At 67.8% G+C, this 20,523-nt stretch carries 17 protein-coding genes; 14 read left to right on the plus strand and 3 right to left on the minus strand.

Annotated elements, in window-relative coordinates:
• The first annotated feature begins 17 nt into the window (after positions 1-17).
• The 3 genes from L8K25_RS14745 to L8K25_RS14755 all read left to right on the plus strand — a co-directional run bounded on the left by L8K25_RS14745 (position 18) and on the right by L8K25_RS14755 (position 5,049).
• Positions 18-2,120 (plus strand): flagellar basal body rod C-terminal domain-containing protein, encoded by a 2,103-nt coding sequence (locus L8K25_RS14745; protein WP_242139744.1) that lies wholly within the window; start codon positions 18-20, stop codon positions 2,118-2,120.
• 11 nt (positions 2,121-2,131) lie between these two features.
• Positions 2,132-3,034 (plus strand): flagellin, encoded by a 903-nt coding sequence (locus L8K25_RS14750; RefSeq protein WP_242139745.1) that lies wholly within the window; start codon positions 2,132-2,134, stop codon positions 3,032-3,034.
• 110 nt (positions 3,035-3,144) lie between these two features.
• Positions 3,145-5,049, plus strand: a complete 1,905-nt coding sequence (locus L8K25_RS14755) for a methyl-accepting chemotaxis protein (protein WP_242139746.1) — start codon at positions 3,145-3,147, stop codon at positions 5,047-5,049.
• 333 nt (positions 5,050-5,382) lie between these two features.
• Here L8K25_RS14755 and L8K25_RS14760 read toward each other — a convergent pair whose 3' ends face one another.
• On the minus strand, positions 5,383-5,820 hold the full coding sequence (locus L8K25_RS14760) for a flagellar assembly protein FliX (RefSeq protein WP_242139747.1): 438 nt from the start codon (positions 5,818-5,820) through the stop codon (positions 5,383-5,385).
• A gap of 58 nt (positions 5,821-5,878) precedes the next feature.
• On the opposite strand from L8K25_RS14760, the gene L8K25_RS14765 reads away from it, so the two are divergent.
• Genes L8K25_RS14765 through L8K25_RS14775 form a run of 3 tightly spaced genes read left to right on the plus strand, consistent with a single transcriptional unit; the run spans position 5,879 to position 7,708 of the window.
• Positions 5,879-7,003, plus strand: coding sequence for a flagellar basal body P-ring protein FlgI (locus L8K25_RS14765; RefSeq protein ID WP_242139748.1), 1,125 nt, complete (start codon positions 5,879-5,881; stop codon positions 7,001-7,003).
• Positions 7,003-7,296 (plus strand): rod-binding protein, encoded by a 294-nt coding sequence (locus L8K25_RS14770; RefSeq protein ID WP_242139749.1) that lies wholly within the window; start codon positions 7,003-7,005, stop codon positions 7,294-7,296. The genes L8K25_RS14765 and L8K25_RS14770 overlap by 1 nt, the downstream gene beginning before the upstream one ends.
• A complete protein-coding gene (locus tag L8K25_RS14775; protein ID WP_242139750.1) occupies positions 7,286-7,708 on the plus strand; it encodes a hypothetical protein in 423 nt (140 codons plus the stop codon). The genes L8K25_RS14770 and L8K25_RS14775 overlap by 11 nt, the downstream gene beginning before the upstream one ends.
• A gap of 114 nt (positions 7,709-7,822) precedes the next feature.
• Here the strand turns inward: L8K25_RS14775 and L8K25_RS14780 are convergent, their stop codons facing one another.
• Positions 7,823-8,230 (minus strand): flagellar basal body protein, encoded by a 408-nt coding sequence (locus L8K25_RS14780; protein WP_242139751.1) that lies wholly within the window; start codon positions 8,228-8,230, stop codon positions 7,823-7,825.
• Between the two features lie 125 nt (positions 8,231-8,355).
• Here L8K25_RS14780 and L8K25_RS14785 point away from each other — a divergent pair, with 125 nt between their 5' ends.
• From L8K25_RS14785 to flhA, 8 genes are all read left to right on the plus strand, one after another.
• Positions 8,356-9,387, plus strand: coding sequence for a flagellar motor switch protein FliG (locus tag L8K25_RS14785; RefSeq protein ID WP_242139752.1), 1,032 nt, complete (start codon positions 8,356-8,358; stop codon positions 9,385-9,387).
• A 15-nt stretch (positions 9,388-9,402) separates the two neighbouring features.
• Positions 9,403-10,098, plus strand: a complete 696-nt coding sequence (locus L8K25_RS14790) for a FliH/SctL family protein (protein ID WP_242139753.1) — start codon at positions 9,403-9,405, stop codon at positions 10,096-10,098.
• Positions 10,095-10,634 (plus strand): heme NO-binding domain-containing protein, encoded by a 540-nt coding sequence (locus L8K25_RS14795; RefSeq protein WP_242139754.1) that lies wholly within the window; start codon positions 10,095-10,097, stop codon positions 10,632-10,634. Before L8K25_RS14790 ends, L8K25_RS14795 begins: the two co-directional genes overlap by 4 nt.
• 11 nt (positions 10,635-10,645) lie before the next feature.
• Entirely contained in the window at positions 10,646-12,622 is a 1,977-nt protein-coding gene (locus tag L8K25_RS14800; RefSeq protein ID WP_242139755.1) for a GGDEF domain-containing protein, read from the plus strand.
• A 111-nt stretch (positions 12,623-12,733) separates the two neighbouring features.
• Positions 12,734-14,353: a flagellar basal-body MS-ring/collar protein FliF gene (fliF, locus tag L8K25_RS14805; RefSeq protein ID WP_242139756.1), complete on the plus strand. Its 1,620-nt coding sequence runs from the start codon at positions 12,734-12,736 to the stop codon at positions 14,351-14,353.
• 11 nt (positions 14,354-14,364) lie between these two features.
• On the plus strand, positions 14,365-14,742 hold the full coding sequence (gene fliN, locus L8K25_RS14810) for a flagellar motor switch protein FliN (RefSeq protein ID WP_242139757.1): 378 nt from the start codon (positions 14,365-14,367) through the stop codon (positions 14,740-14,742).
• Positions 14,743-14,746: 4 nt separating this feature from the next.
• Positions 14,747-16,048, plus strand: coding sequence for a sigma 54-interacting transcriptional regulator (locus L8K25_RS14815; protein WP_242139758.1), 1,302 nt, complete (start codon positions 14,747-14,749; stop codon positions 16,046-16,048).
• A gap of 3 nt (positions 16,049-16,051) precedes the next feature.
• Positions 16,052-18,133 (plus strand): flagellar biosynthesis protein FlhA, encoded by a 2,082-nt coding sequence (gene flhA / locus L8K25_RS14820; RefSeq protein WP_242139759.1) that lies wholly within the window; start codon positions 16,052-16,054, stop codon positions 18,131-18,133.
• Here flhA and L8K25_RS14825 read toward each other — a convergent pair.
• Positions 18,130-20,451 (minus strand): GH92 family glycosyl hydrolase, encoded by a 2,322-nt coding sequence (locus tag L8K25_RS14825; protein WP_242139760.1) that lies wholly within the window; start codon positions 20,449-20,451, stop codon positions 18,130-18,132. The genes flhA and L8K25_RS14825 overlap by 4 nt on opposite strands.
• Between the last annotated feature and the right edge of the window lie 72 nt (positions 20,452-20,523).

Raw genomic sequence — 20,523 nt, forward strand, 5'->3', positions numbered from 1 at the left:
GGCGGAAAGGACAGGGCATGGCGCTGAGCGATATTCTTGGATCGGCGATGTCGGGGCTCAACGCCGCGCAGGCGGGGTTGCGCGTGGTCTCGACCAACATCGCCAACGTCGGCACCACCGGCTATGCGCGCGAACAGCTCAACATCTCGACCAATGTCGTGGGGGGCAGGGTCGCCGGCGTGCTGGTCGGGGAGTCGACGCGCGTCGCCGATCGTTTTCTCGAAGCTGCGAGCTACAGCCGCGCCGGGGATGTCGGCTCCGCGACGACGACATCGACGTATCTCGACCGGCTGCAGGCGTTGCTTGGCGCGCCCGGTGCAGAATCGAGCCTGACCACGCAGCTCGACGCCATTTCCTCTGCGGGCGTGACGTTGACCGGGTCGCTCGCCACGCCGCAAAATGCCGATGCGTTCATCGCCAAGACCGCGGATGCGATCGGTTCGCTCCAGCAGGTCGACCGCGACGCCGCCGCACTTTCGGCGGACGCGGACGCCGCGATCGGCGACACCGTCTCGCGCGCGAATGCCCTGCTGTCGCAGATCAGCGTCCTCAACGACGCCGTATCGCGGCTCGACGGACTCGGGCGAAGCTCGGCGGGGGTCGCCGACCAGCGCATGCTGGCCATCCAGGACCTCAGCGGGCTGATCGGCGTCACGGTGCGGGACCAGCCCGACGGCCGGGTCACGATCGAGACGGCGGGTGGTGCGCCGCTGCTCGATCAACGGCTGCGGCTGCTGTCCTATCCCAATGGCGGCGGGGCCGCCGGCGCGGCGCAACCCAGCTATCCCGGGATCGATATCCGCTTCGCCGATTCCGCCGGGCTGCCCGGCGTGGCGACCGGCGACCGGATCGACAATGCTGGCGTCGGCGGCAAGCTCGGCGCACTGCTCGACCTGCGCGATCGCACGATCCCCGGCTTCCGGGACCAGCTCGGCAGTCTGTTCGGAGGCCTGAGCCAATCGCTCAATGCAGCGTCCAACGCCGCGACCGCGGTGCCGCCACCGGCACAACTGGTCGGCGCGAACACGCCACTCGCCGCGAGCGATCGGCTCGGCTTTACCGGCAAGGCAACCATCGCCGTGACGAGCGCCGCTGGCAAACTGGTTGCGAGCACCACGCTCGACTTCACCGCGATGGGTCCGCAGGCGACGGTCGGCGACATGGTTGCGGCGATCAACACGGGGCTGGCGGGCGCGGCGACCGCAAGCTTTTCCGATGGGCGGCTGACGCTGTCGGCCACGGCCGCGGGCAATGGCGTTGCGATCGGCCAGGACCCGACCACCCCGGCGCTCCGCGCCGGAAGCGGCCTGTCGCAGGTGTTCGGGATGAACGACCTGATCCGGTCCAACGGCGCCACCATCCCCAGCGGCTTTTGCGCGAGCGACCCGCACGGTTTCGCACCGGGCGGGACCGCGCAGCTGGCGCTGCGCGATGGCTCGGGGCGGCTGCTTGGCCAATATACGCTGACGCCCAGGGCGGGGGGCACGTTCGGGGAAATCATCAGCGACCTCAACGCCAGTCCGCTCGGCCATTTCGGCAGCTTCGCGATCGACCCCAGCGGGCGGGTCCGGTTCACGGCGGGCGCGACGGTAGGGGGAGCGACCCTGTCGATCCCGGGGGACTCGACCGACCGTGCCGGCACCGGCTGTTCGTTCACGATGATCGCCGGGTTGACGGGCGGCGCGAGCGGCCTCGCCACGGCAGAGATCCGTCCCGACATCCAGGGCAATGGCGGGCGGCTGCCGCTGGCGCGGCTCGATACGCTTGCCATCCCCGGTGGCATCGCGCTGAACAGCACCGACACCAGCGGCGCGGCGGGCTATGCCGATGCGCAGACCAAGACGCTCGATCTCGGCGTCGCCGGCACGCTGTCGACGCGGACCCTTGCCGCCCGGGTGCTGGGTGGCGCGGGCAGCAGCAGCGCGCTGGCCAAGACCCGCCTCGCCGATGCGACCGCGCGCCGCGACGATGCCGTCAACCGTCGCGACAGCTTTTCCGGCGTCAATATCGACGAGGAACTGTCGCAGATGGTGGTGTTGCAGAACAGCTATTCGGCCGCCGCGCGGGTGATCACCACGGTGAACACGATGTACGACACGCTGCTGACCATGGTCCGCTGAAAGGACACCGCATGACCCGGATCGCCACCATTCCCCAGCAACGGATCACCGCCGACGCGATCCAGCGCAATCAGGAGCGGCTCGTCGCGACGCAGGCACAACTGGCGTCGGGGAAGAAAGCAAACGACCTCTCCGCGCTCGGCAGCGACGCGGTGCAGACGTTGACCACGCATTCGCTGCTGGCACGCGCGCGGGCGCAATCGACCGTCGCCAAACAGCTCGGCACCACCCTGTCGCTCTACGACACGGCGATCAGCGGGGTCGATACGCTCGGCACGACCCTGCAACAGACGCTGCTGACCGCCACCGGTACCGGCGAGACCGCCGGACTTCAGAATTCGATCGAAAGCGCCTTCTCGCAATTCTCCGCCTTGATGAACACCGACGAAGGGGGCGTGCCGCTGTTCGGCGGCGGCCAGAGCGGCGCGCCGTTCGCACCGGCGACGCTCAAAGACCTGGCGGCGGATCCCGGCACGGACTTCAGCAATGGCACCGTCCACGCCAGCGCACGGGTCGGCGACAATCTCGACATGGTCTATGGCGTCACCGCGAGCGACCTCGGCGGGAAACTGGCGAAGGTGTTCCGTGCCCTTGCCGACGCAGGCCCGTTCACGGGACCGTTGACGAGCGCGCAGCACGATGCGCTGCAGGCGGCGGGGACCGCGCTCGACGGCGCGCTGACCGGCGTGCGCGCCATCAACGCGCAGAACGGCCAGCGCCAGGCCCAGGCCGCGACGCTGGCAACCCGCGCCGACGACCGCGCAACCCTGTTCGAGGGCATGATCAGCACCAACGAGGATGCCGATCTCGGACAGATTGCGATGGACCTGTCGCAACAGAAGACGATGCTCCAGGCGAGTTACTCGGTCTTCAGTCAGTTGAGCAGCCTCAGCCTGGTCAGCTATCTGCGCTGACATCATTGCTGCCCGCTGCGAACGAAGCTGTGGTTGCCCTTCTATAATATCCGGGATCGTTCCATCCGTGCGCATCTTGCGAGGTGGACCATTTACGCAAAGGAGCGTCGATGACTTTCTTCACCAACCTCAAAATAGCGATCAAGATTGCCGCGCTGATGATTGCGCTTGGCCTTGTCACGCTGTTCGTCGTTTTCAACGGTTCCAGCCAGCTCGCGGCGGTCAGCCAAGGCTATGGCGCGTTGGCAAACATAACCTTGCCCAACAACAATCGCCTGACTGCCGCCGGCGACCGGGTCGGGGCGATGGTGTACGACGGCTATAAGACAATGGGCTATGACGGTTCCAGTGCCGAGGCTCGCGCCGCCGCTGTGCACGAGCAGCGCGCCTCGGGCGACGCGCATGCCCTGCTGCGGAAGGCCGCTCGGGTCGAGCCCGCAGCCGCCGCAGCGATCCAGATGCTCGATCGCCAGCTTGTGGAGATCGATGGCGTCATCGCACGAGCGGTCGCGATGGGCCTGCGCAACGACAACGACGCTGCGCGGCGTGCGTTGGCTGACGCCGATCAGCGGATTATGCGCTTCCAGACGCAGTTGAGCGGGTTGATCACTGCGCGACAGACGGCCTCCGACACGCAATCGAACGGTCTTGCAGCTAAGGCCGCGGCAACGCAGCGCAACCTCCTCATGATCGGGCTGATTGGCGTCGTTGGCGCGATCGGCGCGAGCGTCCTAGTGACGCAGCGTGCGATCACCGGGCCGCTCGGCACGCTCGAAAAGGGCATGCGCGCCCTTGCCGACGGCACTAACACCATCGACGTTCCCGGCACTGAGCGGCGGGACGAGGTCGGTGCGATGGCGCGCGCGCTACTGGTATTCCGCGATAACGCGGTAGAACAGGCGCGCGCCGCAGAGCTGAAGCGCCAAGCGGACGCAGACCAGAGCATGGTGATCGAGACCGTTTCGGGGCAGCTGGAACTGCTCGCCAGGGGCGATCTCGGACGCCCGATCACGCAGGATTTTCCAGCGAGCTACATTGCGCTCAAAACTCATTACAATGCGGCGCTCACCAGCCTGCGCGACCTGATCGGAGCGGTGTCGGAAAGCTCGCGGACGATCCGCAACGGCTCGAGCGAGATCGAGCAGGCGTCGGACGACCTCGCCCGTCGGACCGAAGCGAACGCAGCCTCGCTCGAGGAAACGTCGGCGGCGGTGACCCAGATCAACGATCGGCTACGCACCGGCGCGGAGAACGCGCATCGCACGGTCGAACGCGCCGACCAGGCAATCGCCACGGTCGGCACCGGTCGCGGCACCGCGGGCGAAGCCGTCCAGGCGATGCACCGGGTGTCGGACAGCGCAAAGGGCATCGACAGCGTCATCGAGGGGCTCGACAAGATCGCCTTCCAGACCCGCGTCCTGGCAATGAACGCCGCGGTCGAAGCGGGTCGGGCCGGGGAATCCGGACGCGGCTTCGCCGTCGTCGCCGATCTCGTCGGTCAGCTTGCGATGCGGTCCGAGGAAGAGGCCAAGCGCGCCCGCGAACAGCTGACGACGACCCAGAACGACGTCGTGCTCGCGGTCGATGCAGTCCATAAGGTCGACCATGCGCTGGTCGCGATTTCGGACGACGTCGGCGTGGTCCACGAACTGCTCGCGGCCATGTCGATCGACAATGCCGCCCAGGCATCCGCCATCCAGCAGATCGCCAGCGCGATCCAGAGCCTGGATGAAGGCACGCAGCAGAATGCGGCGATGGTCGAGGAAGCCTCGGCCGCGGCGCGCAACCTCAACGGCGAGGTCGCCGTGCTCAGCGAGAAGGCGGTGGTCTTCACGCTTGGCGGCAATAGTGGCGCGCCATCGCCGAAGCGGATCGCCGCGGCGCCCCCCCGCGCGCCCACAAAACCGCGCAAGGCCGCATCGGCACCGCCGGCCTATCTGGCAACGCCCAAGCCCCTCCCTGTTGCCGCGATCCCGGCCTTGGTCCGCGACCACGACGATTGGGACGAGTTCTAAAGTCGCGCACAGCGCAAATCAGCAACACCCCGCCGGCCACGGCGGGGTGTTGTGTCGCATGGAGGGTAGCGATCCGCACCCCATCCGCCGCAGGACGGATGCGCCGGCCAAGTTCACATGAATCGGACAGCGTTGCAGCAAGTCCCGAGCTTGCGCGCGCGCCTCAAAGGGTAAGACGGGGTTCCCGGCCCTGCCTGGCCGATAGCCAGGCGATCCGCAGCGCGTATGCGCCGGGACCGCGCCGGGTGCGCGACGGGTTGGCAACGATCTCGGGGATTGCGCCAGGCCGATCGTTCGTCACGCCGGCATGGCGGCCATACGGTTGGCGGCGTCTCAAGCGATCCGTTCGTGCCGGGCGAGTTCGACCCGAACGCGCACCTCGACATCGCGGGCGATCGCTGCCGCCTGGGGATCGTCCGGGGGAACGAAGTGGTCGGCCCATTCGGCCAGATCGGCCAAGAGCGCGGACGGAACCGGACCCGCCAGCGTCGCTGCATGCAGCCGTTCGAGCAGGCTAACCCCGCGGTCGACCGCGACGACCGCTCGACCGCGGCGCTCGCGCGGGGGTTCGGTCGCGGCGAGCGCGACCAGCATCTGGACCGAGGTGGCGGCCTGCAAGGGGCGCGGCGGCGGGGGAAGATCGATCGCGGGCGCCACGGCATCGGTCGCGCGGAATGCACCGCTGACGCGCGAGAGCGCCCCGAGCAATGCCTGTACCGGCAACGAAACCCCTTCGACCCGCAAAACCTCTTCTCCACGACGAACCGACATCGCCTTGTCTTTCTATAAGAGAAGCGAACGGCGTTCGGTGGCCGGAGGGAAGCGAAATATGCGCAGCGCCGCGAGAAACCCCATTAGGCTTCTTTTGCCATTGATCGGAGCGCTCGCGCTGCTGCTGCCCGGCCCGGCAATCGCCAATGGCCGGATCAAGGACGTCGTCGATGTCGAGAACGTCCGGCCCAACCAACTGGTCGGCTATGGCATCGTCGTCGGGCTGGCAGGCACGGGCGACCGTACCCGCAACGCGCCCTTTACCGAGGAATCGCTCCAGGCGATGCTCGAACGGATGGGCGTCAACGTCCGCGGTTCCCCGCTCAAGACGCAGAACGTCGCGGCGGTATCGATCACTGCGACCATGCCCCCGTTCGCGCGCGCCGGGTCACGGATCGACGTCACCGTCTCGGCGATCGGCGATGCGACCAGTCTGCAGGGTGGCACGCTGATCGTCTCCTCGCTCCGCGCGCTCGATGGCGAAATCTATGCAGTCGCCCAGGGACCGCTCGCGGTTTCGGGGTTCAAGGCGCAAGGGGCTGGTGCCAGCGTCAGCCGCGGCGTCGCCACGTCCGCGCGGATCGCCGATGGGGCGATCATCGAACGCGAAGTGCCATACGCATTGCGGTCGGCCACGACGCTCAAGCTTGCGCTTAAGAACCCCGATTTCACCACCGCCAATACCATCGCCGCGGCGGTCAACGGGCGGTTCGCGGGAACGGCGACGGTGCTCGATCCGGCGACGGTCGAGCTTCGGTCCAGCAGCGGGTTCCCCGGCTCGGTGGTCGACCTGGTCGGCGCGATCGAGAACCTTCCGGTCAAGGTCGACCAGCCCGCGCGCGTCGTCATCAACGAGGCGTCGGGGACCGTCGTCATGGGTGCCGACGTGCGGATCAGCCCGGTGGCGATCGCGCAAGGAGGGCTGACGATCAGCGTTACCGAGAGCCCGGTCGTGTCCCAGCCAGCGCCGCTGTCGAACGGGCAGACCACGACCGTCCCGCGCACCGCGATTTCCGTGGACGATGGCAGCAAGGCGTCGCTCGGTCTGGTGGGTGGCGAACCCACGCTGGCTGCGCTGGTGTCCGGGCTCAACACGCTCGGGGTCAGCCCGCGCGACCTGATCACCATTCTGCAGGCCGTGAAAAGCGCAGGCGCGCTCCAGGCCGACATCCAGGTCCAGTGATGACCCCGATCCGTCCCTCCATCGCCGCCGCCGTCGCACCTGCCGTGCCCACGCCGAAGGATCGCGCCACCGCGCAATCGTTCGAGGCGGTGTTCCTTGGCCAGATGACGCAATTGATGATGGACAGCGTCGACACCGGCAGTTTTTCGGGCGGGCATGGCGAGGAGGTGTTTCGCGGCGTGCTGGCGGAAAAGCTCGGCACGGCGATGGCCGCGCGCGGTGGCTTGGGGCTCGCGCCGGCGGTGCTCGACCAGATCATGCGCCTCAAGCAAGGAACTCCCGATGCCAGCTGACCTGCTCGATCTCGTACAGTCGCTTACCCAATTGATCGGGGAAGAAACCGCGTTGCTTGGGCAACCCGGCGGCTACCGCCGCATCGGCGCCCTGGCGACCGCCAAGGCACGGGTCGTCGCCCTGATCGAGACGCGCCTGGCGCAGCTCGCGCGCGAGACACCGGATTGGGTGGAAACGCTCGAGCCCGCTGTCCGCGCCGGGCTGGCCGACGCGTCCGAGACGCTGATGCATGCCGCGCGGGCCAATGGCGCCGTGCTCGCGCGGCAGATCGCCCTGTCCGACGAGCTGCTCGCCGCGATCGCGCAGGAAGCGCAGCGGCGGACGGGCGCCACCGCGACCGCTTATGGCGCGGGCGGGCTGTTGTGGAGCACCGAACAGGCCGCGCCGATCGCGATCAATACCAGCCTGTAGCGGCCGGGTTCGGAACGCCGCTGGCGGCGTCGCAGCAGCGACCGCCGACGTTCACCCCATGGGGACGGGTTGGGAAATTCGACGGTCGAGCGCAGATCGGCGTTCCGGCGCGTTCTAACCCCCGCGCTTCCCGAGCGCCGTCTGCAGCAACGCCTGCTGCTTGCGATAGATGTTCGTGACCGCGGCGAAGTCCGCCTGGATCTGGCCCATCTTGAGCAACTGGTCCTCGAGCGTCACGTTGTTGCCATCGGCCTTGGTCTCGAACGTGTCGGGATCGGCCACGATACCGGCCCCCGCCCCGGGCCGCGCGCCCAGGGCGATCATCGCTGCGGTCGGCGCGACCCGGGGGGACGCGATACGCGCCCCCCCGGCAGCGCTGACCAGATCGGTGAAATCCGGCGCGGCAACGTCCTGCGCCTTGAACCCCGGTGTCTCGCTATTAGCGATGTTCTGCGCGACGACGCGCTGGCGGTCGGCCAGATAATGCATCTGGCGGGCGGCACCGGCGATCAGGTCCGTCATGATCATGGCATTCCATCAAAAGTGTATTGCTGACCACGGAGCCCGGACGGCTGCGGCGTCGCTCTATAATAGACATGCCGCGCGCCGTCCGGCCGCGTTAACGATGTTGCTGGAGCAGTCCCGCCATGCTGATGGCCCCCGTCGCCGAACCCCCCGAGCTCAAACGGTTCTCGCAGCGCGAACGCGCCGCCGCCCTGATGCTTGCCCTGGGGCAGGATTATGGCGCGCCGATCTGGGAGCAATTGTCGGTCGAGGAAATGAAGGAACTGTCGGCGGCGATGGCGCAGCTCGGCCGCGTTCCGGCGCAGGTCGTCGAACATCTCCTCCTGCAGTTTACGACGGAGATCTCCACCCTCGCCTCCTGCCACGGGTCGTTCGAGTCCACCGAGCGACTGCTCAACGGCATCATGACGCCCGAGCGGGTAAAGGACATCATGGAAGACATCCGCGGTCCTTCGGGCCGGACGATGTGGGACAAGTTGTCGAACGTCAGCGAGGGCGTGCTCGCGGGGTATCTGAAGAACGAATACCCGCAGACGATTGCGGTGATCCTGTCGAAGCTCAAGTCGGACCATGCGGCGCGCGTGCTCGCCACCCTGCCGCGCGATCTTGCGGTAGACGTCGTCCAGCGGATGCTGCGGATGGATACCGTGCAGAAGGAGGTGCTCGCGCAGGTCGAGGCGACGCTCAAGAACGAATTCATGGCCAACTTCGCCCGCTCGCAAAGGCGCGATCCGCATGAGGCGATGGCGGAGCTGTTCAACGCGATGGACCGCGCGACCGAGGAAGCGATGCTCGAGGCGCTCGACGCCAAGGCACCGGACTCGGCCGAGCGGATCCGCGCGCTGATGTTCACGTTCGAGGATCTGGCCAATCTCCTGCCCGCCGCGATCGCGGTCATCGTCCGGCAGGCCGACAAGCGTCAGATGGCGCTGGCGCTGAAGGGTGCGCCGGAGGTCATTCGCCAGCTGTTCTTCTCGACCATGACCGAACGCTCGGCCAAGCTGCTGCGCGAGGACATGGCGGGCATGGGGCCGATCCGCGCCCGCGATTGCGAGGAAGCGCAGAATACGCTGGTGCGGCTCGCCAAGTCACTCGTCGAACGCGGGGAGATCGTGCTGGTCGACCCGAAGAGCGACGATACGATGATCCTGTAATCGGAGACGCACTTCATGGACCTGTCGTTTCAAGCGCGCCCGTTCGCCTTCGACCGGGTGTTCAAGACCGTGCCGACGCACGATACCAATCCCGATCGCGACGCGACCTCGCTGGCGATCGAGTTGGAGCTGTTGCAAGCCGACATGGCGCGCCGCGACGACGCGCATCGCGCCGAATTGGCGCGTGCGCGCTGCGACGGGTTCGAAGCGGGGCTCGTCCACGCTCGCGCGGATCGCGAAACCGCCTTGCTCGCGGCGATCGATGCGCTGAATGCCGGGGTCGAAGCGATGACCGACGATCTCGGCGAGACGCGCGCGCATCTGGCGCGCGACGCCGCGGAGCTCGCGCGGGTCGCGGCGACGCAGCTTGCGGCGCACACCCTCGCGCTGGCGCCGACCGCGCCGATCGATGCAGCCATCGGCCGCGCGCTGGCCCAGGTGTCGCGCGGCACCGAGCTCGTGGTCCGCGTCCATCCCGACCTGTTGTCGGATGTCACCGACCGCATCACGCTGCGCCAGGCGCAGGACCGGCGGCGGCTGAATCTGCATGTCGAGGCCGACGCCTCCTTGGCCCCGGGCGACGCACGGATCGACTGGGACGAGGGCGGCCTGTACCTCGACCGCGCCGCGCGCGAGGCAGTGGTCGGCAACGAATTCGAAACCTTATTGGCGCACCATCACGCTGTTCCAGGAGAGTGCTCGGTCCAATGAAAGGTGTTATCTTCAACCTCCTGGAAGAGGCCGTCTCGATCGAGCACGGACCCGACACATGGACCGACCTGATCGACGCCGCGAATATCGATGGCGCGTTCACCTCGCTCGGAAGCTATCCCGACGAAACCATGCTGGCGCTGGTCGACACCGCCGCCGCCGCGACCGGCGAGACACCCGCGAACGTGCTGCGGTGGTTCGGCGAAGCGGCGATGCCGTTGCTGGCCGAGCGCTATGGCGTGTTCTTCGAGGGCCATCGCGGCGCACGGAGCTTTATCCTCAGCGTCAACGAGATCATCCATCCCGAAGTCCGAAAACTCTATTCAGGGGCCGGCTGCCCGCATTTCCAGTTCAGCACCGCCACCGATGGCGACCTGATCATAGGCTATCAGTCACCCCGTCGCCTGTGCGCGCTGGCGGAGGGTTTCATCCGCGGCGCAGCGTCGTTTTACGGCGAACGGGTGACGATCTCGCATCTCGCCTGCATGCTGGAGGATAGCCCGCTGTGTCGCATCCGCGTGCGGTGGGACGGATGAAACATGCCCTAGTGGCGGCACCTCCCACGGCAGAGCAACGCCTTGCCCGCGCCGAGCGTATGGCGCAACGCGAGCGCAAGGCACGGCTCGAGGCGGAACGTATCGCCGAGCATGGCTTGCGCACGCTGTACGAAAGTCAGCAGCGACTGCAATTGCTGCAGCACATCACCGATCTCGCCAATCGGGCGCGCAGCATTCCCGAGGCGCTGGGGGCGGCGCTCGAGGCCATTTGCCAGCGCATGAACTGGACCATCGGCAATGTCCTCATGGTGTCGGACGACCGTACGCACGTCGAGGGCTGCGATATCTGGCGAGCGACCGATGCGACCGGTGCGATGGCGTTTGTCGAAGCCTCCCGCCGAACGCGCTTCCAGCGTGACGAGGGCCTTCCCGGTCGGGTGTTCGACAGCGCGCGATCGGAATGGATCGCCGATCTCGGACATTCCTCGCTCTTCGTGCGCGCGGCGATCGCCGAACGCTGTGGTCTCGGAACAGGTTGTGCCTTTCCGGTGCTGGCGGGGGACGAGGTCGTTGCCGTGCTCGAATTCTACATGCGCCAGGCGATCCCGTCGGATCCCGAGATGATCGGGATCCTCGAACAGGCCGGAGTCCAGCTGGGCCGTGTCTTCGAACGCGACCGTGCCCAGCGCGCGCTGATCCACGATGCGCTGCACGACCCGCTGACGGGGCTGCCCAACCGCGCGTTGTTCAACGACCGGCTACAGGCCAGCTTCGATCGGCTGGCGCCGATCCGGCGGCATGCGCTTGCCGTGATGGTTCTCGATCTCGACGGGTTCAAGCTCGTCAACGACACGCTTGGCCATCACGCCGGCGACCGCGTCCTGATCCGCGTTGCGGACGTATTGCGCGACACGCTTGCGGAACTGGAGGCGCAGCGCGACGCCGAAGGCTGCGCCTACCGCACCTCGGCCGCGCGCATGGGGGGTGACGAGTTCACGGTTCTGATCGAGCATCTCGCGGGGGAGGATCTGGCGGGAGACGCCACGATCGAACGGATCGCGACGAGGCTGCACGAGAACCTGGCGCTATCGAACGAGTCCGGTCACGTCGGCGCCTCGATCGGCTACGCCACCGGACATGTCGCTCACGCCACGGTCGATCAGCTGCTGCGCGATGCCGATCTGGCGATGTACGAAGCCAAGGCGGGCGGGCGCGGCCGGACCGTCGGGTTCAGCGAGGCGCTCAGCGAAGCGCTGCATGATCGTGCCCGGCTGACCAACGAGCTGCGCGACGCGATCGAGCGAGAGGAATTCGAACTCGACTACCAACCGATCGTGACGCTCGATTCGGCCAAGGCGGTGTGCGGGTTCGAGGCGCTGGTCCGCTGGAACCACCCGATCCGTGGTCGCCTGCTGCCCGCCGAGTTCATCGACGTCGCGGAAAACAGCGGCCTGATCCTCTTCCTGGGCGATTGGGTCTTGCGGCAGGCGTGCGCCACCGCGGCAACCTGGCCCAGTGTCGGGAACCGCCCTCCGTTCATCAGCATCAACATCTCGGCGCGCCAGTTCGCCCAGCCCGGTTTCGCCGCTCGCGTCCGCCAGATCGTGCTGGAAACAGGCGTGGATCCGACACGGATTCGCCTGGAACTGACCGAAAGCACCGCGATCGTCGACATCGATCATACGTGTCAGGTGATCCAGGAAATCCGCAAATGGGGCGTGCAGACTAGTCTCGACGACTTCGGGACCGGCTTCTCGTCTTTGTCATCGCTGCATCGGCTGCCGTTCGACGTGCTCAAGATCGATCGCAGCTTCATCACGGCGATGGACGGGCATGGCAAGGGCGACGGCATTGTCCGGGCGATCGTCGCGCTGGCGCACACCATCGGCATGACGATCGTCGCGGAAGGGATCGAGACTCCTGCCCAGGCGCAGCTGCTGATCGACTTGGGCTGCGAACTCGGACAGGGGTATCACTTCGGCCGTCCGGCGCTCGCCAGCCAGGCGGCGGCGCTGCTCGCGTCCTGACCCCGCCCGCCGACCCGGCAACTTTTTCCGCCCGGCAACACCTGCCGCCCCGCCCCCTCCCTATAATTCGGCAAAGGGGCCACGCCGCCCCGCAACGCCACGGGGTCGCGCTTGGAGCAGTTCCGCAATCTGATCGCCCAATTGGGGCCCAAGCGCCTGATCATCATGGGGCTCGTCGCCGCGGCGTTGCTCGCCGTGCTCGGCCTGGTCGCGCTGCGCGGCGAGGATCGCACCATGGCGTTCCTCTTTACCGATCTCGACCCGACCGCGGCCGCGGCGATCGGCGAGAAGCTGCGCGCGCAGAACATTCCGTTCCAGCTTTCGGCCGATGGCAGCGCGGTCATGGCGCCGCAGGACAAGGTCGCCGCCCTGCGCATGACGCTGGCGGGCGACCGGCTCGGCGGCAAGATCGGCTATGACGTGCTCGACGCCGAACAGCCGTTCGGCGTGTCGGCCGCGCGCGCAAAGCTCGACGAGACGCGCGCCATCGAAGGCGAACTCGCCCGTTCGATCCAGAGCATCGAGGCAGTGACGCATGCCCGCGTCCATCTGGTGATGCCCGAGCGCCAGATGTTCGCCGCCGAAGCGCGCCGGGCCTCCGCCGCCGTCACGGTCAAGACGCGCGGACGGTTACCCGCCGAGACGATCCAGGCGATCCGCTACCTCGTGGCCTCTGCCGTGCCCGACCTGTCGCCCGAGGCGGTGTCGATCGTCGATCAGACCGGAGCCCTGTTGGCGCGGGCGGGCCAGGCGGATGCCGCCGGTGCCGCGGACGCCGACGCGCGCCAGACCCAGGTCGAAGCCAAGCTGCGCGACCAGATCGAGGCATTGCTCGAGCCGATCGTCGGCCAGGGCAAGGTGCGCGCCGAAGTGTCCGCGCAGATCGACCGCGACCAGACGCGCGAGGATTCGACCGTCTTCGATCCCGACAAGCAGGTCATCGCGCACCAGACGACCGTCGACAATGACGACCAGAACCGCGAGCTCCAGGGTACCGGTGCAGCGAGCGTCGCGACGCAATTGCCCGAAGCGCAAGGTCAGCCAGCGGCGAACGGCGGCAACGATACGCGCCAGACCGCGCGCAAGGAGGCGTCCGAGGACACCACCTATGCCAATAGCGCGACGCACAGCGTCGTCGTCCGCGCCCCCGGCAAGGTCAACCGACTGACCGTCGCCGTGATGGTGGACGGCGGCACGAAGGGACTGCCGGCGGCACAAATCCAGCGCTTGACCCGCCTGGTCGAAAACACGGTCGGTCTGGACGCGCAACGCGGCGACAGCGTCGTGGTCGAAAGCATGGCCTTTGCCGCCGACCAGGCGGCCGCGGACGCCAAATCGGCATGGTGGGCGGTCCTGACCTCCGATCAGCTGGTCGGGCTGGTCAAGCTGCTGGTGATTGCCGGGGTCGGATTGATCGCGCTGCGCATGATCCGGGCCCGACGGGAGCCGCTGCCAGCGCCGGAGGTCGAGGATTCCCAGGCCGCGCTCGCCGATCAGCAGGCCGAGATGCTCGCGATCGCGGAACAGGCAGCGGGCGGCGACCCCGACGCGCTGCGCCGGCTCGAGGCGTTGCAGGCGGCGCAGAGCGACCAGCCGTTGCTCGACCATGAAATCACCGTCGCGCAGGTCGACGGCCGGGTGAAGGCCTCGGTCCTCAAGAAGATCGGGGACAGCGTGGCGTCGAGCCCGCCCGAGGCAGCGGCGGTGTTGCGCCAGTGGATGAACGCGTGATGGAGCAGACCATGACTGACACCCCTTTCCCCGCAGCAGGCGTGGACGCGCACGATCTGCCGATGCTGGCGGATACCCCCGAAGACGCGGCGAGCCCCGTCTATCAGCCGTTCGACGACCTTCCCCCCGCGCGGGCACAGGCCACCCCAACCGGGCTGGAAGCGGTCCATGAGGTGCCGGTCAAGGTGCAGGCCGTCCTCGGCCGGGCGCAGATGCCGGTCGGTGACCTGCTCGGCCTGTGCACCGGGATGGTGTTCGAGCTCGACCGGCGCGTCGGCGAGCCGGTCGACGTGTTCGTCAACGACCGTCTCGTCGCGCGCGGCGAAGTCGTGCTGGTCGATCATTCGCTCGGCGTGACGCTGACCGAAATCGTCCGGGCGGGGCGCTGAGCCGGTGGCGGGATCGATCGTCCGGATGCTGCTCGTCGGTCCGCCCGACGGCGCGTTTCATGTCGCCGCGGGCATGGCACGCGATGCGGGCGCAGAAGTCGCGACGGCGGGGACCGTCGGCGCGGCGCTCGCCTGTTTGCGCGAACAGGGTGCCGCGCTGGTCATGATCGACGTGGCGGCGGATGTTTGCGGGTTTCTCGCGGACCTCGCCGCGGAGCGCTTCGCCGTCCCGGTGATTGCGTGCGGGATCGATGCGTCGGCAGCCCGCGCCGTTGCCGCGATCCGGGCTGGCGCGCGCGATTACGTCCCGCTGCCGCCCGATCGCGACCTGATTGCCGCTGCGATCCGCGAGATCGCTGCGTTGCCGGCCGGACCGCTGATCGGCGAGCATCCTGCCTTCACGCGCGCGCCCGAGTTCGCCCGCGCGATGGGCGCGAGTCACGCGCCGATCCTGCTGACCGGGGAGCGCGGCACCGGCAAGGAACGGGTTGCGCAGGCGATCCATCAAGGCGGGCGCGGCGCGGGCAGCTTCGTCACGATCGAATGCGCGGGCGTAGCGCCCGATATCCTCGAATACGAACTGTTCGGCCATGACGGCACTGCCTTCCCCGAAGCGCGCGCGCAGCGGCGCGGCGCGATGACCACCGCCCGCGGCGGAATGGTTTTCCTGCGCGATATCGAGGTGCTGCCCGCTCCGTTGCAGACACGCCTGCTGACCGTGCTCGACGACCCGGGCGCGCCCCGCCTGATCGCCAGCGCGCGCCGTGCCCTCGATCCGCTGGTCGATGCCGGGCGGTTCCGCTCGGATCTGCTCGCGCGTTTCGCGCTGGCGACGATCGTGTTGCCCCCGCTGCGTGCGCGGGGCACCGATATCGTGCATCTTGCGCGCAATTTCGCGACGAGCTTCGCCGCCACCGAAGGTCGTGTTGCGCCACGCCTGACCGACGAAACCTGCCGCCTGCTTGCGGGCTACGATTGGCCGGGCAACGTCGCCGAACTGCAGGAGGTGATGCACCGCGCCGTGCTGCTCAGCGCAGGTCCCGATATCGCGCCGAACATGCTGGTGCTGGCGGACGGAGCGTGCATCGCCGCGACCTGCAGCCTTTCGACCGGGCCAGCCGAGATGGATGCGCTGGTCGGTCGCACGGTCGAGGATGTCGAGCGCGACCTGATCCTCCTGACGCTCGAGCGGTGTCGCGGCAATCGCACCTCGGCGTCGCAGATCCTCGGGATCTCGGTACGGACGATGCGCAACAAGTTGAAGGCGTTCGTCGAGGCGGGGATCGCCGTGACCCCGGCGCTATAGGCGATGCCCTTGCTCAACCGCCTGCTCGGCCAGATCGGGGCCAATCGCGACATGGCACTCGCGATCGGCGTGGTCGCGATCATCGCGATGCTCATCCTGCCGATGCCCGCGTGGATGCTCGACCTGGGCCTGGCCCTGTCGATCACACTGTCGGTGATGATCCTGATGACCGCCTTGTTCATCGAGAAACCGCTCCAGCTGTCCGCCTTCCCGACGATCCTGCTGATCGCGACGATGCTGCGGCTGGGGCTCAATCTCGCCTCGACCCGGCTGATCCTCGCGCACGGGCATGAGGGCGCGCAAGCCGCGGGTGGCGTGATCGGCGCGTTCGGTGAATTCCTGATCGGCGGGGAGACCGTGATCGGGCTGACGATCTTCGCGATCCTCGTCGTCATCAACTTCGTCGTCATCACCAAGGGTGCCGGGCGGATCGCCGAAGTCGCCGCGCGGTTCAGCCTGGATGCGATGCCCGGCAAGCAGATGGCGATCGACGCCGACCTGTCGGCGGGCATGATCACCGAGCAACAGGCGCGCGAACGCCGTGCCGAGGTCGAGGCCGAGAGCGGCTTCTATGGCGCGATGGACGGTGCGTCGAAGTTCGTGAAGGGCGATGCGATGGCCGCGTTGCTGATCACTGCGATCAACGTGCTGGTCGGGCTGGTGATGGGGGTCGCGATCCACGGCGTGCCCTTCAGCGAGGCGTTCCACACTTATACGCTGCTGACGATAGGCGATGGGCTGGTCAGCCAGATCCCGGCGCTGATCGTGTCGATGGCGGCGGGGTTGCTCGTCTCGAAAGGGGGAGTGGCGGGAAAGACCGGCGCCGCCCTGGGCGAGCAGCTCGGGCGTTATCCCAAGGCATTCGGGATGGTTTCGGCGCTGATGGGCGCGCTGGCGCTGCTGCCCGGCCTGCCGTTCCTGCCGTTTGCGCTGTTCGCCGCGGCCTCGGGGTACGCCGCCTGGGCCCTGTCGCGCAGCGCCGCCACCAAGGCCGCCCGCGCCGCTGCCGCGCATGCCGCGGCCGAAGCCGACGCCGCCGCGAGCGCGGAGGAGCCGATCTCGCGCACCCTGGCGATCGACGCGGTTCGGATCGAGATCGGCTATGGCCTGCTCCCGATCATCAACGATGCGACGCGCGAACCACGGCTGGACGACCAGGTCCGGGCGCTGCGGCGGCAGATGGCGACCGAATTCGGCTTCGTCCTCCCGGCGGTCCGGATCATCGACAATCTCGCGCTCAAGCCCGACGAATATCTCGTCACCATCAAGGAAACCGAGGCGGCGCGCGGTGAAATCCGGCTCGACCGCTTGCTGGTCATCAACCCGGGCGGGGGGCAGGTCGGGATTCCCGGCGAAGCGACGCGCGAACCGGTCTTCAATCTCCCCGCCCTGTGGATCGACCGCGACCTGCGCGAGGAGGCGGGGTTCCGCGGGCTGACCGTGGTGGATGCGGGGACGATCATCACCACGCATCTGACCGAACTGGTCAAGGGCAGCATCGCCGACCTGCTGAGCTATACCGAAGTGCAGAAGCTGCTCGGCGAAATCCATCCGGATTCGGCCAAGCTGGTCGCCGAGATCGTCCCCGCGCGAATCTCCGTATCAGGCGTCCAGCGGATCCTGCAGAACCTGCTGTCGGAAGGCGTGTCGATCCGCGACATCCCGACCATCCTCGAAGGCATTGCCGAGGCCGCGCCGATCACCGCCAACCTGACGCAGATGACCGAACACGTCCGCGCCCGGCTCGCCCGGCAAATCTCCGCGCAACAGGCGCTGGACGGTGCGATCCCGATCGTCACCCTGTCGGCCGATTGGGACACCGCCTTTGCCGAAAGCATCGTCGGCCAGGGGGACGACCGCCAGCTGGCGATGGCGCCTTCGGCGCTGCAGGGGTTCATCGCGGCGGTGCGCGAGACGTTCGACCGGCTGGCGGGCGAAGGCGAGATCCCCTGCCTGCTGACCAATCCGTCGATCCGCCCGTTCGTCCGATCGGTGATCGAGCGCGTGCGACCGGCAACCGTCGTCCTCTCCCAGAACGAGATTCACGCACGCGCAAGGGTCAGGGCGCTCGGGAGTATCGGTTAGCGCGGCGTGCTCGTCGAGAACGGTCGGTCCGCCGCGCCGGTGGCCCAGGCCTTGTCGGGCGTGGCCTGCATCCGGAAATGCAGCGTGCCGCCCGCCACGATCTGGTCGTGGCGCAAATACGCCTTGGTCACCGCTACGCCGTTCAGCGTGACGCCACCGACGTACGGATGCGCCGCATCCAGCCCTTCGGTGCTGATCGTCAACCGCTGGCCATTGGGAAGCGCGAGCACCGCGCGATCGACGAACGGGCGGCCGATGACATATTCGAGGCTCCCCGGCGTCACCGGGTAGAAGCCCAGCGCGGTAAAGACGAGCCACGCCGACATCTGCCCGAGGTCGTCATTCCCCGCGAGGCCGTCGGGCGTGGGATGATACTGGCTTTCCACGATCTGCTTCAGCCGCGCCTGCGTCCGCCACGGCGCGCCGGCATAGCTGTAGAGATAGGCGACGTGATGGCTCGGCTCGTTGCCATGGATGTACTGGCCGATCAGCCCGGCGATATCCTCGGCATGGCTATAGTCGAGCTTGGAATTGTCGTAATCGAACATTGCGTCGAGCTTGGCGACGGTCGCCTGGTCGCCCCCCAGCGCGACCGTCAGCGCTGCCTGGTCCTGCGGCACGAACCAGCTGTATTGCCACGCATTGCCCTCGGTATAGTCCGACCCGTAATTGATCGCGGTCGGGTCGAAGGGCACGCGGAACGCGCCGTCGCTCTTGCGCGCGCGGACGAAGCCGGTCCTGGGGTCGAAGCTGTTGCGCCAATTGGTGGCGCGCTTGCCGAACGTTACGGCGACGTCCGACCGCCCCATCGCCGCCGCCATGCGCGCGACGGTCCAGTCGTCATACGCATATTCGACCGTTTTGGAGGCGGCCTCTGGCTCGCGATCGATCGGGACGTAGCCGAGCTTCATGTAATCGCCGAGCCCGCCGTACGGCGCATAGGTCGCGCTCGCGACCATCGCGTCGAGCGCGGCCTTGGGGTCGAACCCGCGGATCCCCTTGAGATAGGCGTCGGCGATCACCGGGGCGGCGTGATAACCGATCATCGTCCAGGTCTCGCGCCCCTGGAACTGCCAGACAGGCAGGATGCCGTACGGGCTGTCCTCGCGGCTCGCGATCAGCGAGCGGACGATCTCGCTCGTCGTCGCGGGCGGCTGGACCAGCGTCAGCAGCGGATGCTCGGCGCGGAACGTATCCCACAGCGAGAAGGTCGAGCGGAAGGTGTAGCCTTTCGCGAGATGCACCTGATTGTCGGGCCCGCGATAGCGCCCGTCGACATCCCCTGCGACCGACGGCGCCAGCAGGCTGTGGTACAGCGCGGTCGCGACGTTGCGGCGCATCGGCGCGGGTGCTTCCAGTGTCAGCACGTCGAGCGCCTTGTGCCACGCCGCGACCGTCTTCGCGCGGATCGCGTCGAAACCACCCGTCTCGCTGGCGAGATTGGCGATCGCGCCCGCTTCATCGACCGAGGAGATGGCCACGCGCACCTCCAGCGGGCGCGCGAGCCGGCCGAAATCCAGCCTGGCGACCAGCGCGCGGCCGAGCCGCTCGGCCACCGCGTCGCTGTCGCGGCCGGGGCCCTGGAAGCCCTTGTACGGCACGTTCTGCTCGGTACTGACGAAGCCGTGGCCGGTCAGCGGCGCCGAGAAGCGCATCGCGAAGAACAGCTGCCGGTCGGGCGCCCAGCCGCGGGTCTGCCGCGCACCGACGAGCGTTCCGTCGGGCAGCAGGCGGAGCGACGACCACAGGATCTTGCCCGGATAATTGTACAGCGACGAACGCAGGTCGATCACCAGATGCGCCGCCCTGCCCGCCGGGAAAGCGTAGCGGTGCACCCCGACGCGAGTCCCCGCGGTCATTTCCGCGCGGACGCCGGGATCGGTCAGCGTTACCGCATAATAGCCGGGGGACGCCACTTCGCTGCGATGGTCGAAGCGCGAACGATAGCCCGACCCCGGTTTCGCCGCATCGCCCGGTTCGAGCGGGACCGTGTCGCCGGCGACCGGCATGACGAGGAAATCGCCAAGGTCGGAATGTCCCGCGCCCGAAAAGTGCGTGTGCGAGAAGCCTTCGATCGTCGGGTCCGAATAGCGATAGCCCGCCGCCCATTTGTACGCATCGCGGATGACGTGACCGGTGTCGGTATCCGGGCTGAGCTGCACCATCCCGAACGGCGCGACCGCGCCGGGGAAGGTATGTCCCTCGCCGCCCGTGCCGATCATCGGGTCGACCGAGTCATAGGTCGATTGCGCGGCGAGCGGCGTGAGCGCGATCGCGGAGGAAACGGTGAGCGCGGCGAGGGTGCGGAGCAGGGTCATTGCGCAAGTAGAGCAGCCACCTGCAGCAATGGAAAGGGCGATCAGGTGTTGCGTTGTGCATACCGCGTCGCC

The sequence above is a fragment of the Sphingomonas sp. TREG-RG-20F-R18-01 genome (genome assembly GCF_022662475.1).
Taxonomy (GTDB): Bacteria; Pseudomonadota; Alphaproteobacteria; order Sphingomonadales; family Sphingomonadaceae; genus Sphingomonas.